Origin of the sequence: Streptomyces sp. NPDC019531 (assembly GCF_044903305.1) — a bacterium.
In the GTDB taxonomy this organism is placed as follows: Bacteria; Actinomycetota; Actinomycetes; order Streptomycetales; family Streptomycetaceae; genus Streptomyces.
Genome location: NZ_JBJDQL010000021.1, coordinates 128,920 through 148,388, shown reverse-complemented (window position 1 = coordinate 148,388; position 19,469 = coordinate 128,920). Strand labels below are relative to the sequence as shown.

Annotated in this window: 17 protein-coding genes and 1 pseudogene; 9 read left to right on the top strand and 9 right to left on the bottom strand. The window is 69.7% G+C overall.

Going from position 1 to position 19,469, the window contains the following annotated elements; translation table 11 throughout:
- Positions 1-366 precede the first annotated feature (366 nt).
- Complete coding sequence (locus tag ACI2L1_RS24210; RefSeq protein ID WP_404741435.1) at positions 367-1,008, bottom strand: DNA-3-methyladenine glycosylase; 642 nt, start codon at positions 1,006-1,008, stop codon at positions 367-369.
- Positions 1,009-1,148: 140 nt separating this feature from the next.
- Between ACI2L1_RS24210 and ACI2L1_RS24205 the strand changes: the two genes are divergently transcribed.
- The 3 genes from ACI2L1_RS24205 to ACI2L1_RS24195 all read left to right on the top strand — a co-directional run bounded on the left by ACI2L1_RS24205 (position 1,149) and on the right by ACI2L1_RS24195 (position 3,174).
- Positions 1,149-1,931 carry a sporulation protein gene (locus ACI2L1_RS24205; RefSeq protein ID WP_404741434.1) on the top strand — a complete coding sequence of 261 codons (783 nt, stop codon included), beginning with the start codon at positions 1,149-1,151 and terminating at the stop codon, positions 1,929-1,931.
- Between the two features lie 44 nt (positions 1,932-1,975).
- On the top strand, positions 1,976-2,515 hold the full coding sequence (locus ACI2L1_RS24200) for a YbhB/YbcL family Raf kinase inhibitor-like protein (protein WP_404741433.1): 540 nt from the start codon (positions 1,976-1,978) through the stop codon (positions 2,513-2,515).
- 152 nt (positions 2,516-2,667) lie between these two features.
- Positions 2,668-3,174, top strand: coding sequence for an HNH endonuclease (locus ACI2L1_RS24195; protein WP_120052820.1), 507 nt, complete (start codon positions 2,668-2,670; stop codon positions 3,172-3,174).
- A gap of 134 nt (positions 3,175-3,308) precedes the next feature.
- Here the strand turns inward: ACI2L1_RS24195 and ACI2L1_RS24190 are convergent, their stop codons facing one another.
- The 3 genes from ACI2L1_RS24190 to ACI2L1_RS24180 all read right to left on the bottom strand — a co-directional run bounded on the left by ACI2L1_RS24190 (position 3,309) and on the right by ACI2L1_RS24180 (position 5,702).
- On the bottom strand, positions 3,309-4,247 hold the full coding sequence (locus ACI2L1_RS24190) for an SPFH domain-containing protein (RefSeq protein ID WP_057618170.1): 939 nt from the start codon (positions 4,245-4,247) through the stop codon (positions 3,309-3,311).
- A 130-nt stretch (positions 4,248-4,377) separates the two neighbouring features.
- Positions 4,378-4,809 carry an NfeD family protein gene (locus ACI2L1_RS24185; RefSeq protein ID WP_404741432.1) on the bottom strand — a complete coding sequence of 144 codons (432 nt, stop codon included), beginning with the start codon at positions 4,807-4,809 and terminating at the stop codon, positions 4,378-4,380.
- A gap of 95 nt (positions 4,810-4,904) precedes the next feature.
- Positions 4,905-5,702: an ABC transporter ATP-binding protein gene (locus ACI2L1_RS24180; protein WP_404741431.1), complete on the bottom strand. Its 798-nt coding sequence runs from the start codon at positions 5,700-5,702 to the stop codon at positions 4,905-4,907.
- Positions 5,703-5,842: 140 nt separating this feature from the next.
- Here ACI2L1_RS24180 and ACI2L1_RS24175 point away from each other — a divergent pair, with 140 nt between their 5' ends.
- Positions 5,843-6,631: a hypothetical protein gene (locus tag ACI2L1_RS24175; protein ID WP_404741430.1), complete on the top strand. Its 789-nt coding sequence runs from the start codon at positions 5,843-5,845 to the stop codon at positions 6,629-6,631.
- Positions 6,632-6,902: 271 nt separating this feature from the next.
- On the opposite strand, the gene ACI2L1_RS24170 is transcribed toward ACI2L1_RS24175, so the two are convergent.
- The 4 genes from ACI2L1_RS24170 to ACI2L1_RS24155 form a co-directional block, all read right to left on the bottom strand.
- A complete protein-coding gene (locus tag ACI2L1_RS24170; RefSeq protein WP_404741429.1) occupies positions 6,903-7,142 on the bottom strand; it encodes a chaplin in 240 nt (79 codons plus the stop codon).
- A gap of 195 nt (positions 7,143-7,337) precedes the next feature.
- On the bottom strand, positions 7,338-7,583 hold the full coding sequence (gene chpE, locus ACI2L1_RS24165) for a chaplin ChpE (protein ID WP_404741428.1): 246 nt from the start codon (positions 7,581-7,583) through the stop codon (positions 7,338-7,340).
- Between the two features lie 113 nt (positions 7,584-7,696).
- A complete protein-coding gene (locus ACI2L1_RS24160; protein WP_404741427.1) occupies positions 7,697-8,338 on the bottom strand; it encodes a response regulator in 642 nt (213 codons plus the stop codon).
- Complete coding sequence (locus ACI2L1_RS24155) at positions 8,331-9,476, bottom strand: GAF domain-containing sensor histidine kinase (RefSeq protein WP_404741426.1); 1,146 nt, start codon at positions 9,474-9,476, stop codon at positions 8,331-8,333. Before ACI2L1_RS24155 ends, ACI2L1_RS24160 begins: the two co-directional genes overlap by 8 nt.
- 186 nt (positions 9,477-9,662) lie before the next feature.
- Here ACI2L1_RS24155 and ACI2L1_RS24150 point away from each other — a divergent pair, with 186 nt between their 5' ends.
- From ACI2L1_RS24150 to ACI2L1_RS24140, 3 genes are all read left to right on the top strand, one after another.
- Positions 9,663-10,361 carry an SDR family NAD(P)-dependent oxidoreductase gene (locus ACI2L1_RS24150; protein WP_404741425.1) on the top strand — a complete coding sequence of 233 codons (699 nt, stop codon included), beginning with the start codon at positions 9,663-9,665 and terminating at the stop codon, positions 10,359-10,361.
- Complete coding sequence (locus ACI2L1_RS24145; RefSeq protein ID WP_404741424.1) at positions 10,358-11,434, top strand: S-adenosylmethionine:tRNA ribosyltransferase-isomerase; 1,077 nt, start codon at positions 10,358-10,360, stop codon at positions 11,432-11,434. Before ACI2L1_RS24150 ends, ACI2L1_RS24145 begins: the two co-directional genes overlap by 4 nt.
- A gap of 296 nt (positions 11,435-11,730) precedes the next feature.
- Positions 11,731-12,492 carry a transglycosylase SLT domain-containing protein gene (locus ACI2L1_RS24140; protein ID WP_404741423.1) on the top strand — a complete coding sequence of 254 codons (762 nt, stop codon included), beginning with the start codon at positions 11,731-11,733 and terminating at the stop codon, positions 12,490-12,492.
- A 96-nt stretch (positions 12,493-12,588) separates the two neighbouring features.
- Here the strand turns inward: ACI2L1_RS24140 and ACI2L1_RS24135 are convergent, their stop codons facing one another.
- Positions 12,589-15,132: an FHA domain-containing protein gene (locus tag ACI2L1_RS24135; protein WP_404741422.1), complete on the bottom strand. Its 2,544-nt coding sequence runs from the start codon at positions 15,130-15,132 to the stop codon at positions 12,589-12,591.
- A gap of 239 nt (positions 15,133-15,371) precedes the next feature.
- Between ACI2L1_RS24135 and ACI2L1_RS24130 the strand changes: the two are divergent.
- Positions 15,372-17,468: pseudogene (locus ACI2L1_RS24130) on the top strand (streptophobe family protein); the annotation flags it as partial.
- A 708-nt stretch (positions 17,469-18,176) separates the two neighbouring features.
- Positions 18,177-19,391 (top strand): phosphoserine phosphatase SerB, encoded by a 1,215-nt coding sequence (serB, locus tag ACI2L1_RS24125; protein ID WP_404741421.1) that lies wholly within the window; start codon positions 18,177-18,179, stop codon positions 19,389-19,391.
- Positions 19,392-19,469: the final 78 nt, after the last annotated feature.

The following is a 19,469-nucleotide window of genomic DNA, read 5'->3' as shown; positions in this document are numbered from 1 at the left end:
TATCAACATATCTGGCGTTGATTTTTGGCACGCTGTTGAGTTCTCAAGGAACGGACGCTTCCTTCGTACTCACCCTCTCGGGCTTTCCTCCAGGCAGTTTCCCTTCGGTCTTGCGTTTCCGACTCTATCAGATCCTTTCGGGCCTGATTCCCCGTCGGCGGGGCCTTTCGACATTCACTACGTTAGACCATTCTCTCGCCAACTCATAATCGAGTTCCGCGAGTTCGAATTCGGGCGTGCGGGCACGCCGAAATCGTCCCCGCCGAGGGGATGTCGTAGGTAGTGGTTTGGCCGCTTCCGGCTGCTGGCGATTGCCGTACCCGGGTCAAGCGGCTCGGGCCACGTTACGCATCTTCCAAGAGCGAGTCAACTTGAGCGGCGCTTCGGTACATGGGCCCGATAGGGGCTCACCGTCGGGTCGTTGGCGACCCAGAATCGCCAGGGGTGCGCGCCCCCTTCGCCGGCCACTCCGGTCCGGGGACCGTTGAGTACCTGGTCGGGGGCGACCGGGGTGCCCGTGAGTACCTTCAGTGGGGTCTCGCCCGACACACAGGCGTCGGTGCCGTCCAGGGTCCGGGCCACGTCCAGTGCCGTGGCCAGGCGGGCGGGCCCTTTGGCCAGTTCCTTGTCATTTCGGGCCGAGAGTCGACGTTTGCGCGCCAGATCCGCACCTTCGAGGACCTCCCCGGCGCGCAGCAGGACGGCGCTCGCGCGACCCTCCGGTCCGCACACCAGGTTCATGCAGAACCACATGCCGTAGGTGAAGTAGACGTACACGTGCCCTGGCGGACCGAACATCACGCCGTTGCGGGCAGTGTGGCCGCGATAGGCGTGGGAGCCGGGGTCGTTCGGACCGTCGTATGCCTCGACCTCTGTGAGGCGCAGCACGATCGGACCGTCCGGGGTCGTACGGACGAGGATGCGGCCGAGAAGGTCGGGGGCAACTTCCAGTACGGGGCGGTCGAAGAACTCTCGGGGCAGTGGCGTACGGTCCGGGGACGTGATCATGGCGTCCGAGCGTAGTCCAGACGGGTGTGTGCCAAGGGCTGGTCAAGGGTTCGTCCGCTTGCCAGGGTGAAGGCGCGGAACCGACCACGGCCGGATCGCGTTTGTAGGGATCAGGAATCCGCGTGTTGTTAAGGAGAGACATGGCGTTCAAGAAGCTGCTCGCGAGCCTGGGTGCCGGTGGGGCTTCGGTGGAGACCGTGCTGACCGAGGTCAACGTCGTCCCGGGTGGTGTCGTCCAGGGCGAGGTGCGGATCCAGGGCGGGTCCGTCGACCAGCAGATCGAGGGGCTGTCGGTCGGGCTGCAGGCCAAGGTCGAGGTCGAGAGCGGTGACCAGGAGTACAAGCAGGACATCGAGTTCACGAAGGTGTCGCTGGGTGGTGCCTTCACGTTGCAGCCCAACGCGGTGCACGCGGTGCCGTTCGGTCTTGAGATTCCCTGGGAGACGCCGATCACGATGATCGACGGCCAGGCTCTGCGCGGCATGAACATCGGTGTGACGACGGAGCTGGCGATCGCACGTGCCGTGGACTCCGGTGACCTCGACCCGGTCAACGTGCACCCGCTGCCGGCGCAGAAGGCGATCCTGGACGCGTTCATGCAGCTGGGCTTCCGCTTCAAGAACGCGGACCTGGAGCGCGGTCACATCCGCGGGACACGGCAGCAGCTGCCGTTCTACCAGGAGATCGAGTTCTTCCCGCCGCAGCAGTACCGCGGGCTCAACCAGGTCGAGTTGAGCTTCGTCGCCGACGGGAACGCGATGGACGTCATCCTGGAGATGGACAAGAAGCCGGGACTTTTCAGCGAGGGCAGTGACACCTTCCGGTCCTTCCAGGTGGGTCTGCACGACTACCAGGGCACCGATTGGGCCGCCTATCTCAACCAGTGGCTGTCGGAGGTCGGCAGCAAGCGCAACTGGTTCTAGGCTCGGGAACTGCTGATTCCGTAATCGATTCAGGAGGTACCGAGGTGACCGAGCTCAAGCGGCGGCCGCTCCCCCATGACTTCCACCCGCCCGTGCCGTCGTTCACGGTGACGAGCGAGGATGTCGCCGAGGGTACGACGCTCAAGGACGCTCAGGTCTACGCGGCCGGCAACACCTCTCCGCACCTGCGCTGGGAGGGCTTCCCGGCCGGGACCAAGAGCTTCGCCGTGACCTGCTACGACCCCGACGCCCCTACGGGTAGCGGGTTCTGGCACTGGGTCGTGTTCGACATCCCGGCCTCGGTGACCGAGTTGCCCGTGGGTGCGGGCAGCGGCAAGTTCGAGGGGCTGCCGGAGGGTGCCGTACAGGCGCGGAACGACTACGGGTCGAAGGACTTCGGTGGGGCCGCTCCGCCGGCCGGGGACGGGCCTCATCGGTACGTCTTCACCGTGTACGCCGTGGACCAGGAGAAGCTCGGGCCGGATTCCGATGCCTCTCCCGCTTATGTGGGCTTCAATCTGCGATTCCACGCGATCGGGCGTGCCCAGTTGATCGGTGAGTACGAGGTACCCGCCGAAGACTGACGTTCACTGAGCGTTTGCCCGCCTCTGGTCTTGGAATTGATCAGGGGCGGGCACTTTTTATTGCGTTGTCCATCTCGGCGTGCCCGGCCAGAGTTGATCCAAGCCCAAGCCCGCCAGGGGGTGGGCCGGTGCGCACGGGAGGTGGGCTGGTCATGCGGGAGACGCTGGTACTGAACGCGAGCTTCGAGCCGCTGTCGACGGTGACGTTGAACAGAGCCGTCGTTCTGGTGCTTCAGGACAAGGCCGTCGTCGAGCAGTCCCACCCTGAACTGCGCATGCGCGGAGCCGCGGTCGACATACCGGCGCCCCGGGTGATCAGGTTGTGCAGGTATGTGCGGGTGCCCTTCCGAAGACAAGCTCCGTGGTCTCGGCGGGGCGTTCTGGTGCGTGACCGGCACAGGTGCGCGTACTGCGGGCGGCGGGCGACGACCGTGGACCATGTGGTGCCGCGGTCGCAGGGTGGTCAGGACACCTGGCTGAACACGGTGGCCTCCTGCGCGGAGGACAACCACCGCAAGGCGAACCGGACTCCGGCGGAGGCGGGGATGCCATTGCTGCGGGAGCCGTTCGAGCCGACTCCGGCTGACGCGATGCTGCTGTCGCTGGGGCACGAGGACTTCTCCGCGCTGCCCGACTGGCTGGCTCGAGAGGCCGCCTAGTCATCTGCCGGGTCCGGTGCTGATGCGGCTGCGGGTGCTCCGTGGCTTGTCGCGCAGTTCCCCGCGCCCCTAAGTGCGTTGGGGCCCGTCTTCGTCGGGAAGGCGGGCCCCGTTGTCGTACTGGAATCCCTGGGTCAGTCGATCTTCGGGGTCTCCCGGCGCTCCGAGCCGCCGTTGCCTCCGCTCGAACCGCCGCCGAAGTTGCCGAAGTTGCCCATGGCTCCGGAGAGGCCCTTGAGGGCGTCGCCGATCTCGCTGGGGACGATCCAGAGCTTGTTGGCGTCGCCTTCGGCGATCTTGGGGAGCATCTGGAGGTACTGGTAGGAGAGGAGCTTCTGGTCGGGGTCGCCTGCGTGGATGGCCTCGAAGACGGTGCGGACCGCCTGGGCTTCGCCCTCGGCGCGCAGGGCCGCCGCCTTGGCCTCACCCTCGGCGCGGAGGATCTGGGACTGCTTCTCACCCTCGGCGGTGAGGATCGCGGCCTGGCGCGTACCTTCCGCGGTGAGGATCGCGGCGCGCTTGTCACGGTCGGCGCGCATCTGCTTCTCCATCGAGTCCTGGATGGAGGTGGGCGGTTCGATCGCCTTGAGCTCGACGCGGTTGACTCGGATGCCCCACTTGCCCGTCGCCTCGTCGAGGACGCCGCGCAGAGCCGCGTTGATCTCCTCGCGGGAGGTCAGGGTCCGCTCCAGGTCCATGCCACCGATGATGTTGCGGAGGGTGGTGACGGTGAGCTGCTCGATCGCCTGGATGTAGCTGGCGACCTCGTAGGTCGCGGCCCGGGCGTCGGTCACCTGGTAGTAGATGACGGTGTCGATGTTCACGACCAGGTTGTCCTGGGTGATCACCGGCTGCGGCGGGAACGGCACGACCTGTTCACGCAGGTCGATGCGGTTGCGGATGGTGTCTATGAACGGGACGACAATATTGAGTCCCGCGTTGAGTGTCCGCGTGTAGCGGCCGAAGCGCTCCACGATGGCCGCACTGGCCTGTGGGATGACCTGGATCGTCTTGATCAGGGCGATGAAGACCAACACCACCAGAATGATCAAGACGATGATGACCGGTTCCATCGTGCTCCCCGTGCCCTTCTCCGCCTCGGCGTTTTCGGAAGATCTTATGCCTGTTGAAGATCTTGCTGGTCGAGTCTGACAGACCGTCGAGTAACTCGTGGTGCGTTCGGTTCAGTTGCATCCTGCGAGGTCACATGACGATCGCCGTGGCTCCCTCGATGTCCACGACATCGACTTCCCGGCCTACTTCGTAGACCTGGCCGGTGTCGAGAGAGCGTGCCGACCAGATTTCTCCGGCGAGCTTGATCCGGCCGCCCGCGCTGTCGACGCGCTCCAGGACGACGGCCTGTTTGCCCTTCAACGCGTCGACACCCGTGACGAGTTGGGGTCGCTGGGCCCGATGCCGGGTCGCGATGGGCCGTACGACGGCGATGAGGGCCACCGAGACGACGGCGAAGACGAGCACCTGGACGACGATGTCACCGCCGAGTCCGGCCGCGACCGCCGCGGCGACGGCGCCCACCGCGAGCATGCCGAACTCCGGCATCGCGGTCACCACGAGCGGGATTCCGAGAGCTGCCGCGCCGACGAGCCACCACACCCATGCGTCGATGTCGTTCACGGGCTCAATGGTAGGTCCACGGGTACCGCCTCGGACAGGGCGCGATGAGGCGTGAACGGGCTTCTTACCCGTGTTTTCGCGGGTACTTCACTTGATCACGACAGGGGAAGACCCTGTGCGGTCCAGCGATCGCCGACCTGCTCGACGACGAGGGGCAGGCCGAAGCAGAGGGAGAGGTTGCGGGAGGTGAGTTCGAGCTCCAGGGGACCCGCGGCGAGGACCCTGCCCTGGCGGATCATGAGGACGTGGGTGAAACCGGGGGCGATCTCCTCGACGTGGTGGGTGACCATGAGCATCGAGGGGGCGATCGGGTCGCGGGCGAGCCGGCCGAGGCGACGGACCAGGTCCTCGCGGCCACCGAGGTCGAGACCGGCCGCGGGCTCGTCGAGGAGGAGGAGCTCGGGGTCGGTCATCAAAGCGCGGGCGATGAGAGTGCGCTTGCGCTCGCCCTCGGAGAGGGTGCCGAACTTCCGGTCCAGGTAGTCGCTCATGCCGAGGCGGTCGAGGAAGGCGCGGGCGCGCTGCTCGTCGATCTCCTCGTACTCCTCCTGCCAGCCGGCGGTCATGCCGTACGCCGCTGTCAGCACGGTCTCCAGGACGGTCTGGCGCTTGGGGAGCTTGTCGGCCATGGCGATGCCGGCCATACCGACGCGCGGGCGCAGTTCGAAGACGTCGGTGCCGGGCTTGCCGAGGGTCTCGCCGAGGATGGTGGCGGTGCCCTTGCTGGGGTAGAGGTAGCTCGACGCGAGGTTCAGGAGCGTGGTCTTGCCGGCGCCGTTGGGGCCGAGGATGACCCAGCGCTCGCCCTCCTTGACCGACCAGGAGACCTGGTCCACCAGAGCCCGGTCCTCACGGACCACGGATACGTCCTGAAGCTCCAGAACATCGCTCATGAGCGCGTTGTCTCCCCTTGCAGTGTGACCGGCGTCGGCGTCTCGGCTGTCGCGTGCGCGCATTTGGCGCAGCCCTCGAAGAAATCTACGCCACTGGTCTGCCGCTCCCATCCATCGGTCCGGTCCTTAGGCTTGGGGGCATGCTCTCGGAACCGCGCTCTGGACGCCTTGCCGCTTGGGGAAACGGTCTTTTGGCCGGACTTGTCCCGCCGGACGACGCCGTGCCGGCGATCGTCGGTGACGATGCCGTCCACCGGGTGGAGGGATTGCCCGGGGAGACGGCGGCCGTCGGTCTCACGCTGGCGCTCGGTCGGCTGCGGTCGCTCGGGGTCACCGGTCTGCGGGTCGCATTGCCCGCCCCCGGGCATCCGCTGGGGCTGAGCGGCCCGCCGGAGTTCAACGCGCGGGCGCTGGAGGCCGAGGAGGCAGTGGTCTGTTACGGCGCCGCGCTGGGCCTTGTGCCGGAGGTGTACGAGGCCGGGCCCTCGGGTGATGTGCATGTCCAGGTGGTGTGGCAGGTGCTGCCGGTGCGGGAGGCTCCTCCGGCGGATGTGCCGTCGCTGGGTGAGGCCGAGCGGGAGCTCGCGGAGGCCCTGCGGGACGCGACGGAGGTGTTGTCGCGGCTGGATGTGGCCGGGTCCGGGCCGGTGGCGGAGGCGGCGATCTCGGCGTACCGGGCTCGGGCGGAGCGGGGGCGGGAGGTTCTGGCGCCGGGGTATCCGCCACGGGCGGTGCGGGTGTTGGAGCTGGCTCAGCGGGTGGGGTTCTTGGTGTCGCTGGCTTATGAGAACGGGCACGGGGGTGCGGTGAGCTCCGCGGAGATGCAGGCTCGGGGGGAGGCGTTGCGGCCGGTGGAGCGGACGGGGCGGCGGGCGCAGGTTGCGGCTTACAACGCGTATGTGGAGGAGCTGGAGCGGGGGGTGCGGTGAGCGGTGCCCCGGGTGGGAGAGGGCGGGTTTCGCTCGCCGCCACTGGGCGGGTGCCGCGGTTTTGGGTGGGCGCCGCCGCAGCGGCACGACTGCCCGCAGCTACGGCGGCATGTCGGCTGACAGCGGCGCAACCTACCCACGGGCGCGGGGAACTGCGCGACCAGCCCCCACCGGGCCGCAGCCGAAGGGCCGCCCGTTTTGCGCCGCAGCCAACACCAAGGGCCCCACAAGTCGCCGTTGACTCGTGAGGCCCCTCGGTCCCGACCCGGTGTCAGTCGTTCATGCTGGCGTTGCCGAAGGCCGGGTTCAGCAGGGCGATGAGGTTGGCGGTGTTGCCGACCGCGTTCACCGGGACGTGCACCGGCGCCTCGACGACGTTGCCCGAGACTACGCCCGGCGACTGCACGGCCGCGCCCTCGGCACCCGCGTCGGCGACAGCGGCACCGGCGGCGGCGCCCGTGGCGATACCGGCGACGGTGATGGCCACGGCGGCCTTCTTGGCGATGTTCATGAGAAGTGTTCCTCCTGCGATGGCGAATCCGACCCGGCCGCGGGTCGTGCGCTGATCAACGCGGGAGGGACATCGAACGGTGCGGAGATTCGAGCAGGACCGACCGTTCGGATCATTCGGACGACAAACGGACCGGCCTCCCGGGCACGCGACGCGCCCGGGAGGCCGAAGTCACTGTCCGCTCGGCGAGGGGAGTCAGCGGTTGAGGCCGACGTTGCCGAAGGCCGGGTTCAGTACGCCGATGACGTTCACGCTGTTGCCCACGGCGTTCACCGGGACGTGCACCGGGGCCTGGACAAGGTTGCCCGAGACGACGCCGGGCGAGCCCACGGCCTTGCCGTCGGCGTGCGACCCGTCGGTGGCGGAGGCCATACCGGCACCGGCGGCGACCAGCCCGCCGGCCACCATCGTCACGGCCGCTACCTTCTTCAGGTTCTTCACTTCTAAGCCCTCCTAGCGATTGGCGCGGCAGTCGCCGCAGCACGCACTGGAGAACGGCGGAGATCCACGGAGGATGCGCCGCCCGGGGGACATTCCCACGACAGTATGAAGTCCTATCCGGCCACACCATGACGAACCGCCCACAGCGCCGCCTGCGTCCGGTCCGCCAGGTCGAGCTTCATCAGGATGTTCGAGACGTGGGTCTTGACGGTCTTCTCGGAGAGGACCAGCGCCCGGGCTATCTCCCGGTTGGAGCGGCCGTCCGCGATCAGCCCGAGTACCTCTCGCTCCCGCTCGGTGAGCGAACCGCCTCTGCCCTGGCCGGAGTTGTTCTCCTCCTGGGACAACAGGACGCCCGCGACCTCGGGTTGGAGCAGGATGTGCCCGGCGTGGACGGAGCGGATGGCGCCGGCCAGGGCGTCGGGGTCGACGTCCTTGTAGACGTACCCGGCGGCGCCCGCGCGCAGGGCCGGGACCACTGTGCGCTGTTCGGTGAAGCTGGTGACGATCAGCACGCGCGCGGGGTTGTTCAGCTCGCGGAGCCTGCGCAGGGCGTCGATGCCGTCCATGCCCGGCATCTTGACGTCCATGAGGACGATGTCGGGCTTGAGCTCCTCCGCGCGCTCGACGCCCTCGGTGCCGTCGGCGGCCTCGCCCACGACCTCGATGTCGTCCTGCACTTCGAGGAAGGTGCGCAGGCCCCGGCGGACGACCTGGTGGTCGTCGACGAGGAGGACCTTGATCGTGTCAGCCACCGGGGACCTCCATCTCGATCGTGGTGCCCTTGCCGGGCGCCGATTCCACGGTCAGTGTGCCGCCGACCCCGCTGGTGCGGTCCCTCATGGAGACCAGGCCCAGGTGGCGTCCGGCCCGGCGTATCGACTTGGGGTCGAAGCCGGTGCCGTCGTCGGTGATGCGCAGGACGGCTCCGCTGCCGTGCCTGTCCACGCTCACGTCGACATGAGCCGCGCCCGAGTGCCGCAGCGCGTTGTGCAGGGCCTCCTGGGCGACACGGAGCATGGCCTCCTCCTGGGCGGCGGGCAGTGCGCGGAAGCTGCGGGCGGCGAAGGTCACGCGCGCGGAGTGGGCGCGGTCCAGGACCTGGACGTGGGTGCGGAGGGTGGCGGTCAGGCCGTCCTCGTCCAGGGCGGCCGGGCGCAGCTCGACGACGGCGGCGCGCAGTTCGTCGGCGGCCTCGGCGGCGAGCACGGCCACCTGCTGGAGTTCGCCCTTGGCCCGGGACGGGTCGCGGTCGACGAGGGCCGCAGCGGCCTGGGCTGTCAGGCGCAGTGAGAAGAGCTTCTGGCTGACCGCGTCGTGCAGTTCGTGGGCAAGGCGGGAGCGCTCCTCGGCGATCGTCAGCTCGCGGCTGCGTTCGTAGAGGCTGGCGTTGGTGAGGGCGATCGCGGCGTGCTGGGCGAGGATCGAGAGCAGCTCCTCGTCGTCCTCGGTGAAGCCGCAACCGCCCTCTGGTTTCGGGCAGTTCTTGTTCGCGAGGAAGAGCGCGCCGATGACCTCGTCACCGTCACGGATGGGCAGGCCCAGGAAGTCGGACATGTCGGGGTGGGCGGACGGCCAGCCCTCGAAGCGGGGGTCGTTGCGCACGTCGGCGAGGCGCTCGACCTTGGCCTCGTGCAGCATCGCGGCGAGAATGCCGTGCTGGCGCGGGAGCGGGCCGATGGCCTTCCACTGCTCGTCGCTGACACCGTCGACCACGAACTGGGCGAAACCGCCGTGGTCGTCCGGGACGCCGAGGGCGGCGTACTGCGCGCCGAGCAGCTCGCGGGCCGAGGCGACGATCGTCTTGAGGACGTCGCGCACCTCCAGGTGCCTGCTCATGGCCAGCAGCGCGGAGCTCACCGCGGCGAGGCCGGACCGGGGGCCTTGACTCATGACCTCAGAGTACGGGCGGGGTGTGACAACGCGGATCGGACCTGTGACGGCCTCCGACTAGGGCGAGGGACCTAGGGCGAAGGGCCGCGCCGTTCTGCGGCCCGCGTCCGAGGCGGCCGGGGCGGTCCCGTTCCTACGTTGGGAGCACGCCGATCAGGAGGCGTGGAGGACGAGGGGACGTGTGTCATGCCGGTAGCGATCATCACGGGGGCCTCGAAGGGGCTGGGACGGGCGCTCGCCGAGGCGCTGGCCGTGCGGGGCTGGGACCTGGTGCTGGACGCCAGGACGGCGGAGGTCCTGAAGGAGACGGCGGACGCGCTGGCCGTGCACGGGACCCGGGTGACGGCCCTGCCCGGGGATGTCACGGACCCGGCGCACCGCTCGGAGCTGGTGGCCGCGGCCTGGAAGCTCGGCGGCGTCGACCTGCTGGTGAACAACGCGAGCGCGCTGGGCGCCGAGCCGCTGACGCGGCTTGAGGGACTGCCCCTTGACGGGCTGCGCCGCGCGCTGGAGGTGAACGTGGTGGCCGCGCTGGGGCTGGTCCAGGAGGCGCTGCCGCTGCTGCGGGCGTCCGGGGCCGGCGCGGTGATCGCGGTCAGTTCCGACGCCGCGGCCGAGGCGTACGAGACGTGGGGCGGCTACGGGGCGTCGAAGGCCGCCCTGGACCATCTCACGGCGGTGCTGGGCGAGGAGGAGCCGGGGCTGCGGGTGTGGGCCGTGGACCCCGGCGACATGGCGACGGACCTGTACGCGGCGGCCGTACCGGACGACCCTGATCCGCGGCCGGAGCCGGCCGGTGTGGTGCCGGCCTTTCTGCGGTTGCTGGACGAGCGGCCGGTGAGTGGGCGGTACGGGGCTCCGTCGCTGCTGGAAGGGGAGCGATGACGCTCAGCGTGCGGGTGCCGGAGGAGTTGTCGGCTCGGGTGCCGGCCGAGCAGCGCGGGCCGGGGCTGGACCGGGACGCCGTACGGCTGCTGGTGTCGCGCGGGACGGAGGTGTCGCATCACGCGTTCCGGGAGCTGCCGTGTCTGCTGCGGGCCGGGGACCTGCTCGTCGTCAACACCTCCCCCACCCTGGCCGCCGCGGTCGACGGGTGGGTCGGGCACGCGCGCGTGGTGGTGCACTTCTCGACGCTGGGGGACGACGGGCGGTGGGCCGTGGAACTGCGGGAGCCGGACGGAAGGGGCACCACGCGCGCGCGTGCGGGTGGGCCCGCGGGGACGGAGGTGGGGCTGCCCGGGGGCGTTCGGCTGATTCTGCAGGAGCCGGTGAGCGAGCGCCTGTGGTGGGCGCAGGTGTGCGGTGGGGAGGTACTCGGGCTGCTGCGGGAGCACGGACGGCCCATTCGGTACTCCTATACGGCGCGGGACCAGCCGTTGTCCGTGTATCAGACGGTGTTCGCGCTGCCGTCGCCCGGCGGGGCCGGCAGTGCGGAGATGCCCAGTGCGGCGCGACCCTTCACCGCGCGGCTGGTGGCGGAGCTGGTGAGCCGGGGTGTGCAGTTCGCGCCGGTCACGCTGCATACGGGGGTGGCCTCGGCGGAGGCGCACGAGCCGCCGTATCCGGAGCGGTTCTCGGTGCCGGAGGCCTCCGCTCGGCTGATCAACGCGGTGAAGGCCGGGGACGGCCGGGTGGTCGCCGTCGGGACGACCGCCGTGCGGGCCGTGGAGTCGGCGGCCGGGACCGACGGCGTCGTACGCGCGCGTGCGGGGTGGACGGATCTCGTCGTGACCCCGGAGGGCGGGGTGCGGGTGGTGGACGGGCTGCTGACCGGGCTGCACGAGCCGGAGGCCTCGCATCTGCTGATGCTGGAGGCGGTCGCGGGGCGGGCGGCGATCGACCGCGGCTACGAGGAGGCGGTGCGCGGGCTCTACCTGTGGCACGAGTTCGGGGACGTGCATCTCCTTCTTCCGCCGGAGGGCCCTCACGCTGAGCATTGCTTCAGCAACTGCTGGTGAGACTGCTATGCGTCCGATGTGAGCCCGCACATAGGGCGCAGATCACGTACGAAGAGAAATAGGAGACAAAGGCTTCCCTCGCGAACGGGAAAGACGTTCCAGTCTGTCCCGATTTGGTATCCCCCGATCCACTATCGGGGATCGTACGTCACACCTTTGCCCGGTCTTTTTGCGGCCGCTAAGAATGGCTCTCGTCGCTCAGCGCCGCGGGTTCCGCCCGCGGCGTTTGTGCCGGAAGCACCCGTCCCCCGCCGGACAGCGAGCGACCTCCGTGCTATTCGAAGAGGTCCATCCGCATGCTCAAGAACGCCTTCACCCGTCATAGTCGCAAGCTGACCAAGCGCCACAAGATCGCCGTCGCCGGTGTCGCCACCCTCGGCGCCGCCGCCGTCGTGTTCACCGCCGTTCCGGGCAACGCGGAGACCACCACGTCCGAGGCGGCCGTCTCCTCCGCCAAGGTCACGTACACCTCCGAGCAGCTCAAGGGCCTCCAGGCGGACGTCAGCGAGCAGCTCGCCGCCAAGAGCCTGCAGGCCAAGGCCGCCAAGGCCGCCAAGGCCAAGGCCGCCGCCGAGGCCAAGGCCGCCGCCGAGGCGAAGGCCAAGGCCGCCGCGAAGAAGAAGGCCGCCGCCGCGGCCGCCGCCAAGAAGAAGGCCGAGCAGGCACGCAAGGCCAAGGCGGCCGCGAGCCGGGCCGCGCAGCGCGCCAAGCTCAAGGCCGCGGCGACCAAGACCTACGCCAACAACCTCGACGGCTGGATCAAGGAGTCCCTGGCCATCATGAAGGCCAAGGGCATCCCGGGCAGCTACAACGGCCTGTACCGCAACATCATGCGGGAGTCCTCGGGCAACCCGAACGCGATCAACGACTGGGACATCAACGCCATCAACGGCGTCCCGTCGATCGGTCTGCTGCAGGTCATCAAGCCGACCTTCAACGCCTACCACGTCGCCGGCACGGCCTGGAGCCAGTACGACCCGGTCGCCAACATCACCGCCGCCGCCAACTACGCGGCCCACCGGTACGGCTCGATCGACAACGTGAACAGCGCTTACTGAGGCCGCGCGGACCTCTCGTACACGAGTACGCGCTAAGGGCGGAAAAGGGCGGCACCCTGTGGAGGGGTGCCGCCCTTCGTCGTCGTAGAAGCTCGGCTACTTCCGCATGACCTCGGGCTCGTGGCGGCGCAGGAAGCGGGCGACGAAGAAGCCGCAGACCACTCCGAGGGCGACGAGGGCGAGCATGTCGAGGCCCCAGGTGCTGACCGTGTGGTCCCACAGCGGGTCGGTCGAGTCGCCCGGCTTGACGGGCGGGTTGACCTGGTTGAAGTCCAGCGTGGCGCCCGCGGCGGCGACCGCCCAGCGGGACGGCATCAGATACGAGAGTTCGTTGACGCCGATGGTGCCGTGCAGGGTGAACAGACAGCCGGTGAAGACGACCTGGACGATCGCGAACATGACCAGCAGCGGCATGGTCTTCTCGGAGGTCTTCACCAGCGCGGAGATGATCAGGCCGAACATCATCGAGGTGAACCCGAGGCCCATGATCGGCAGGCAGAGCTCCGCGAGGGTGGCGTTGCCGAGGACCAGGCCCTCCTTGGGGAGGCCGCGGCTGGCGAAGCCGATGAGGCCGACCATCAGTCCCTGCAGGACGGTGATCACGCCGAGCACGAACACCTTGGACATCAGGTACGCCGAGCGGGACAGGCCGGTGGCGCGCTCCCGCTCGTAGATGACCCGTTCCTTGATCAGCTCACGGACGGAGTTGGCGGCGCCGGCGAAGCAGGCGCCGACCGCGAGGATCAGCAGGACGGTGGTGGCCGTGCTGTTCGGCTCGGGGAGTTTGGTCCTGGGGTCGATCGGTTTGGGCAGCAGGTTGTCGCCGAAGTCGATGAGCAGGCTGACCGCGCCGAGGACGAGCGGCAGGATCACCGTCAGGGCCAGGAAGCCCTTGTCGGACGCTATGACCGAGACATAGCGGCGCACCAGTGTCCCGAACTGGCCCATCCAGCCCTGCGGCTTCGGCGGCTTCATGCCCTGCATCGGAGGCATCTGTACGGACTGCGGCGCAACCGCGTCTATGTCCGCGGCGTACATCTGGTAGTGCTGCGAGCCCTTCCAGCGTCCGGCCCAGTCGTAGTCGCGGTAGTTCTCGAAGGCGGAGAAGACGTCGGCCCAGGTGTCGTAGCCGAAGAAGTTCAGAGCCTCCTCCGGCGGGCCGAAGTAGGCGACGGAGCCGCCCGGGGCCATCACCAGGAGCTTGTCGCACAGCGCCAGCTCGGCGACCGAGTGGGTGACGACGAGGACGGTGCGGCCGTCGTCGGCGAGGCCGCGCAGCAGCTGCATGACATCGCGGTCCATGCCCGGGTCGAGTCCTGAGGTCGGCTCGTCGAGGAAGATCAGGGACGGCTTGGTGAGCAGCTCCAGGGCCACGGAGACGCGCTTGCGCTGGCCGCCGGAGAGGGCGGTGACCTTCTTCTCCTTGTGGATGTCGAGCTTCAGTTCGCGCAGCACCTCGTCGATGCGGTTCTCGCGCTCCTCGCCGGTGGTGTCGGCGGGGAAGCGGAGCTTGGCCGCGTACTTGAGAGCCTTCTTGACGGTCAGCTCCTTGTGCAGGATGTCGTCCTGCGGGACCAGACCGATGCGCTGGCGCAGCTCGGCGAACTGCTTGTAGAGGTTGCGGTTGTCGTAGAGGACGTCGCCCTGGTTGGCGGGCCGGTAGCCGGTCAGCGCCTTGAGCAGCGTCGACTTGCCGGAACCGGACGGTCCGATGACCGCGATGACGGACTTCTCCGGGACGCCGAAGGAGACGTCCTTGAGGATCTGCTTGCCGCCGTCGACCGTGACGGTGAGGTGGCGGGCGGAGAAGGAGACCTCACCGGTGTCGACGAACTCCTCAAGGCGGTCGCCGACGATCCGGAACGTGGAGTGGCCTACGCCGACGATGTCGCTCGGGCCGAGCATCGTCGAGCCGCCCTTGGGGATCGGCTGGCCGTTGACGTACGTGCCGTTGTGGGAACCCAGGTCGCGGATCTCCATGCGGCCGTTGGGCATCGAGTGGAACTCGGCGTGGTTGCGGGAGACCTGCAGGTCGGAGACGACCAGGTCGTTCTCCAGGGCTCGGCCGATGCGCATGATGCGGCCGATGGTGAACTGGTGGAACGTGGTCGGGCTGCGGTCGCCGTAGACCGGCGGTGCGCTTGCGTTGCCACCGGGGTTTTGCTGCTGAGGGATGTTCTGCGGTGACTGGTGCGGCTGTGGGGATTGCTGGGGTTGCTGCCAGCCGGACTGCGGGGCCTGTTGTTGTGGCGGCTGTTGGGCCCAGCCCGGGTTCGCGCCCTGGGCCGCGTACGGCTGTTGTTGGGGCTGTTGCTGCGGCTGTCGTCGGGGCTGCGCGACCTCGGCCGCGGTGCCGGTGAGGCTCAGCAGCGGGCCGTCGCTCGCGTTGCCGAGGTGGACGGCCGAGCCGGGGCCGAGGTCCGACTGGTGGATCCGCTGCCCCTGCACGAACGTGCCGTTGGTGCTGCCGTGGTCCTCGATGACCCAACCGCGCCCGCTCCAGCTGATCGTGGCGTGACGCCAGGACACTCTGGCGTCGTCGAACACGATGTCCCCCTGCGGATCGCGTCCGAGGCTGTACGGCCTGGACGGATCGAGCGTCCAGGTACGTCCATTCGCTTCCAGTACGAGTTCCGGCACTCCAAGCCCCACTGAGTAGTCCCCCGAATTGCCCCCGTCACAGGGAGTGTAGGGATGTCGAACATCGTCAGGAACTATTTCAGGATCCGCCTCCTGACCGAAAGTCGAGCCCTCAGAACACCACGTTCACGCGCTTCGGCCGGTTCCGTTGACGGGGTTGAAACCGACCCGGAGAGTGGGTAATCCACGCGAGGGGGACAAGCGCGGTCTCGGCCGCGCCGCGGATCGGGGGGTCTGCCATGAGTGCGTCCAGGAGCGCCGGGGCCAGGGAGCACGGTGTGAGGCTGCCGTGGGGAGACATCCTGCTGTCCTCGATCGCCGCCGTGAGCTGGGCGTTGATCGGGATGGCGGGGACGGCCGCGCTCGGTCTGCATCTGCTGGAGGCCGATTCCGCCGCCTCGTTGGGGCCGATGACCGCGGCTGTGGTGGCTCTTGCGGCTGGTGGTTCGGTGACGCCCTCCGGTGATGTGTCCGCGTTCGGGCTGACGGGGGCGGAGGCGGCGACCGCCATCGAGATCACGCCATTGGGTGTCAGCCTGGTCGGCGCGCTGCTCTTGTCATGGTTCTTCCTACGGTCCCTACGGGGCGCCGGCGTGGTGATCGCGCCCTCCGAACTCCTCGCGCGCGCGGGCTCGGTGGTCGTGCTGTTCACGGCGACCATGGGCGGCCTCGCCTGGGCGGGGCACGACGTCATCACGATCGACGGGGGCGCGCTGGGCCTCGACAACCTGCCGGGTGCCGGCGGGGGTCTCGGCATCCCCGGCCTGGGTGACGTCGGGGACATCGGCGGACTGCTGCCGGACCAGATCGGCGACCTCATCGACGCGAAGGCCTCGGTCGGCTTCACGGTGGACACCGCGCCGACGCTGCTCGGCGGGCTCGGCTGGTCGGCCGGGATCCTGCTGGTCGCGCTGCTGGCGTCCCGCCGTACACCGCTGCCGCGCGGCTGGGAGGCGGTGCACCGGGTCGTACGGCCGGCCGCGTCCGCCCTCGTGACGGTGCTGCTGGTCGCGGTGGCCGCGGGGCTCTCGGCGGCGGCGTACGCGGCGATCGGCGACGACCACCCCAAGCGGATCGCGGGAGCGGCGCTGCTCGGGGCGCCGAACGGGGTGTGGCTGGGCATCCCCATCGGCCTGTTCGTCCCCTTCGACGGCCGGGCGACGGGCGTCCTGACGAACTTCCTGCCGGACCCACTGGACCGACTGCTCAACTCGGACGCCGACCAGTCGGTGACCTTGGGCAACCTGGCGGATCTTGATGGGCGGGTGTGGCTGCTGGGGGTGGGGGCGGCGCTGATGATGCTGCTGGCCGGGGTGTTCACCGCTGTGCGGACGCCCGTGGGGGTGGCTGGCGGGGCAGGCGCCGGGCGGGATTCCGCGGGTGCGGCCGGGGTGGGTGCCGAGGGCGTACGGGATCCCGGGGCCCTTGGTTTCGCGGGGCGGTGCGCGGTGCGACTCGGGGGCGCGACCGCGTTGGCGTTGCCCTTGCTCGCCTGGCTGACGGAGGTTTCGGTGGACGCCTCGCTGTCGGTACTGGGGTTCGACGCGTTCGGCGCCGGAATCGAGTTGCGGGGGCAGCTCGGCGTGGCGCTGCTGCTCGGGGCGTTGTGGGGCGCGGCGGCGGGAGCGGCGGGGGCGCTGCTGGCCCGGGCGACGGGGGCGGCGGGATCGCGGGCGTCGGCACTGGCACTGCGTGACCTGGTGGAGGCGGGAGCGGGGACAGGGACGGCGGGGGTTGCCGGGGATCCGCGGTATGCGGGCGGGGGCATCGCGTACTCACGGGGGGCCGAACCGTATCGAGGCGGGGGCGAGGGTTACGAGGGTGCGCCCAGGCGTTATGAGGGCGGAGCCGGGCCGTACTACGACGGCACGGCGAGGTCGTACGAAGGTGGGGCGGGGCCTTACGGGGGCGGGGCCGGAGGGAACGACGGCGGCTCTGGGTCGTACGAGGGTGGGTCCAGGCCGTACGACGGTGGATCCGAGGTGTACGGCGGCGGCTCTAAGCCGTACCCAAGCAGGTCCGACGCACACCGTGGGGGGCCCGAGGCGCGCGAAGGCGGAGCAGGGCCGCACGAGAGCGGGTCCAGGCCGTACCACGGCGACTCCGGGGCGTATGAGGGCGAGCCCAGGCCGAACGACCGTGGATCCGAGGCGTACGACGGCGGCTCCAAGACCTACCCAAGCAGGTCCGACGCACACCGTGGCGGATCCGAGGCGCGCGAAGGCGGAGCAGGGCCCTATGTGCCCGGTACGCCGTATCGGCCTCCGAACCCGGCGACGAACCCGTATCTGCGGGTGCCGGAGGAGTTGCGGGGGCCGGAGGACGCGCGGCCCGGTGGGGAGCCTGGGCGAGCGCCGGGGTCTGAGGGCGACCGGCGGGAACCGGGCCGTGAGGGTGGTGGGCGAGAACCGCGCCGCGGGGATCTTCGGCGGGAGTCGGGAGCGTCGGGTGGGGCGCCGCCTGCCCGGGGGCCGCGTGGATACGGGCAGGGCGGGAGCTCGGGATCGTCGGAGGGCAGCGGGCCGCCGCAGGATGCGGTGAGGCCTCCCGAGGACAACTCTCGGACATCGGACGAGCCCGGCCGACAGGGCGGCTCTCCCCCGCCCGACAACGTCTACGGCGCCCCCACGATGGCCCGTCCGCTCGACCCGCCGTCCCGTTCCCCGCAACGGCCCCCGAGGCAGCGGCCCGGCGGCCGACGCTCGTCCTCCGGCGACGAGGGACCAAAGTCGCCTCCCCCACCGCCACCGCCTCCTCCGCCCCCGCCGCCACCGCCGGGGAAGCCGAAGGGACGGCGCTGATTCGGCGCAGGTGGCAGCAGAACACAGGGGCTCGGGCCCGTGGGAGCGCCGTGATCGTACGGGGCGGTACGGCGGCCATGTCCCGTGCGCTGTGCCGCCTCCTCCCCCTCGCTGAGGCTCGCGACAGCGCAGACGTGTCCGGCATGTAAGGATCTCGCCACCCGCCCGACACCGAGTGTTCCGTGTCCGTCAGACGGACCTCGGGAGCAGGAGGCACTGGGTGCCGGTTACGGTGGGAACACCATGAGCGCTGAGCAGACCTCGTCCTCCGACGTCCCCACCCTTCTCGTCAAGATCTTCGGGAAGGACAGGCCGGGCATCACGGCCGGCCTCTTCGACACCCTCGCCGCCTACTCGGTCGACGTGGTCGACATCGAGCAGGTCGTCACGCGTGGCCGAATGGTGCTGTGCGCGCTCGTGACCGCGCCGCCCCGGGCGCTGGAGGGTGATCTGCGGGCGACCGTCCACAGCTGGGCGGAGTCGATCAAGATGCAGGCCGAGATCATCTCGGGCCTCGGCGACAACCGTCCGCGCGGGCTGGGGCGTTCCCTGGTCACCGTGCTCGGTCACCCGCTCACCGCGGAGGCCACCGCCGCGATCGCCGCCAGGATCGCCAAGGTGGGCGGCAACATCGACCGTATCTTCCGGCTGGCCAAGTACCCGGTGACGGCGGTCGAGTTCGCGGTGTCCGGCGTGGAGACCGGGCCGCTGCGCACCGCCCTGGTGACGGACGCGGCCAAGCTCGGCGTCGACGTGGCCGTGGTCGCCGCCGGTCTGCACCGCCGGGCCCAGCGGCTCGTGGTCATGGACGTGGACTCGACGCTCATCCAGGACGAGGTGATCGAGCTCTTCGCCGCGCACGCCGGCTGCGAGGACAAGGTCGCCGAGGTGACGGCGGCCGCGATGCGTGGTGAGCTGGACTTCGAGCAGTCGCTCCACGCGCGCGTGGAGCTCCTTGAGGGGCTGGACGCCTCGGTCGTGGACAAGGTGCGCAGCGAGGTCCGGCTGACGCCGGGTGCGCGCACCCTCATCCGTACGCTCAAGCGGCTCGGCTTCCAAGTCGGTGTCGTCTCGGGCGGGTTCACCCAGGTCACCGACGATCTGAAGGAGCGCCTCGGGCTGGACTTCGCCCAGGCGAACACGCTGGAGATCGTCGACGGGAAGCTCACCGGCAAGGTCACCGGGGAGATCGTGGACCGCGCGGGCAAGGCACGGCTGCTGCGCCGGTTCGCCGCCGAGGCGGGGGTGCCGCTGTCCCAGACGGTGGCGATCGGCGACGGCGCCAACGACCTGGACATGCTGAACGCGGCCGGCCTCGGGGTCGCCTTCAACGCCAAGCCGGTGGTGCGGGAGGCCGCGCACACCGCGGTGAACGTGCCCTTCCTGGACACGGTGCTGTACCTGCTGGGCGTCACCCGTGAAGAGGTCGAGGCGGCGGACGCGCACGAAGAGGACTGAACCGGCATACATGGCAGGGGCCCGGCACCGTGGTGGTGCCGGGCCCCTGCCGTGCCCCGCTCCCGCGGGTCGGGTCGG

Coding starts and splice junctions, on each gene's coding strand:
- ACI2L1_RS24210 (WP_404741435.1), bottom strand. CDS start 1,008: ATGATCACGTCCCCGGACCGTACGCCACTGCCCCGAGAGTTCTTCGAC.
- ACI2L1_RS24205 (WP_404741434.1), top strand. CDS start 1,149: ATGGCGTTCAAGAAGCTGCTCGCGAGCCTGGGTGCCGGTGGGGCTTCG.
- ACI2L1_RS24195 (WP_120052820.1), top strand. CDS start 2,668: ATGCGGGAGACGCTGGTACTGAACGCGAGCTTCGAGCCGCTGTCGACG.
- ACI2L1_RS24190 (WP_057618170.1), bottom strand. CDS start 4,247: ATGGAACCGGTCATCATCGTCTTGATCATTCTGGTGGTGTTGGTCTTC.
- ACI2L1_RS24180 (WP_404741431.1), bottom strand. CDS start 5,702: ATGAGCGATGTTCTGGAGCTTCAGGACGTATCCGTGGTCCGTGAGGAC.
- ACI2L1_RS24175 (WP_404741430.1), top strand. CDS start 5,843: ATGCTCTCGGAACCGCGCTCTGGACGCCTTGCCGCTTGGGGAAACGGT.
- ACI2L1_RS24170 (WP_404741429.1), bottom strand. CDS start 7,142: ATGAACATCGCCAAGAAGGCCGCCGTGGCCATCACCGTCGCCGGTATC.
- ACI2L1_RS24155 (WP_404741426.1), bottom strand. CDS start 9,476: ATGAGTCAAGGCCCCCGGTCCGGCCTCGCCGCGGTGAGCTCCGCGCTG.
- ACI2L1_RS24150 (WP_404741425.1), top strand. CDS start 9,663: ATGCCGGTAGCGATCATCACGGGGGCCTCGAAGGGGCTGGGACGGGCG.
- ACI2L1_RS24145 (WP_404741424.1), top strand. CDS start 10,358: ATGACGCTCAGCGTGCGGGTGCCGGAGGAGTTGTCGGCTCGGGTGCCG.
- ACI2L1_RS24140 (WP_404741423.1), top strand. CDS start 11,731: ATGCTCAAGAACGCCTTCACCCGTCATAGTCGCAAGCTGACCAAGCGC.
- serB (WP_404741421.1), top strand. CDS start 18,177: ATGAGCGCTGAGCAGACCTCGTCCTCCGACGTCCCCACCCTTCTCGTC.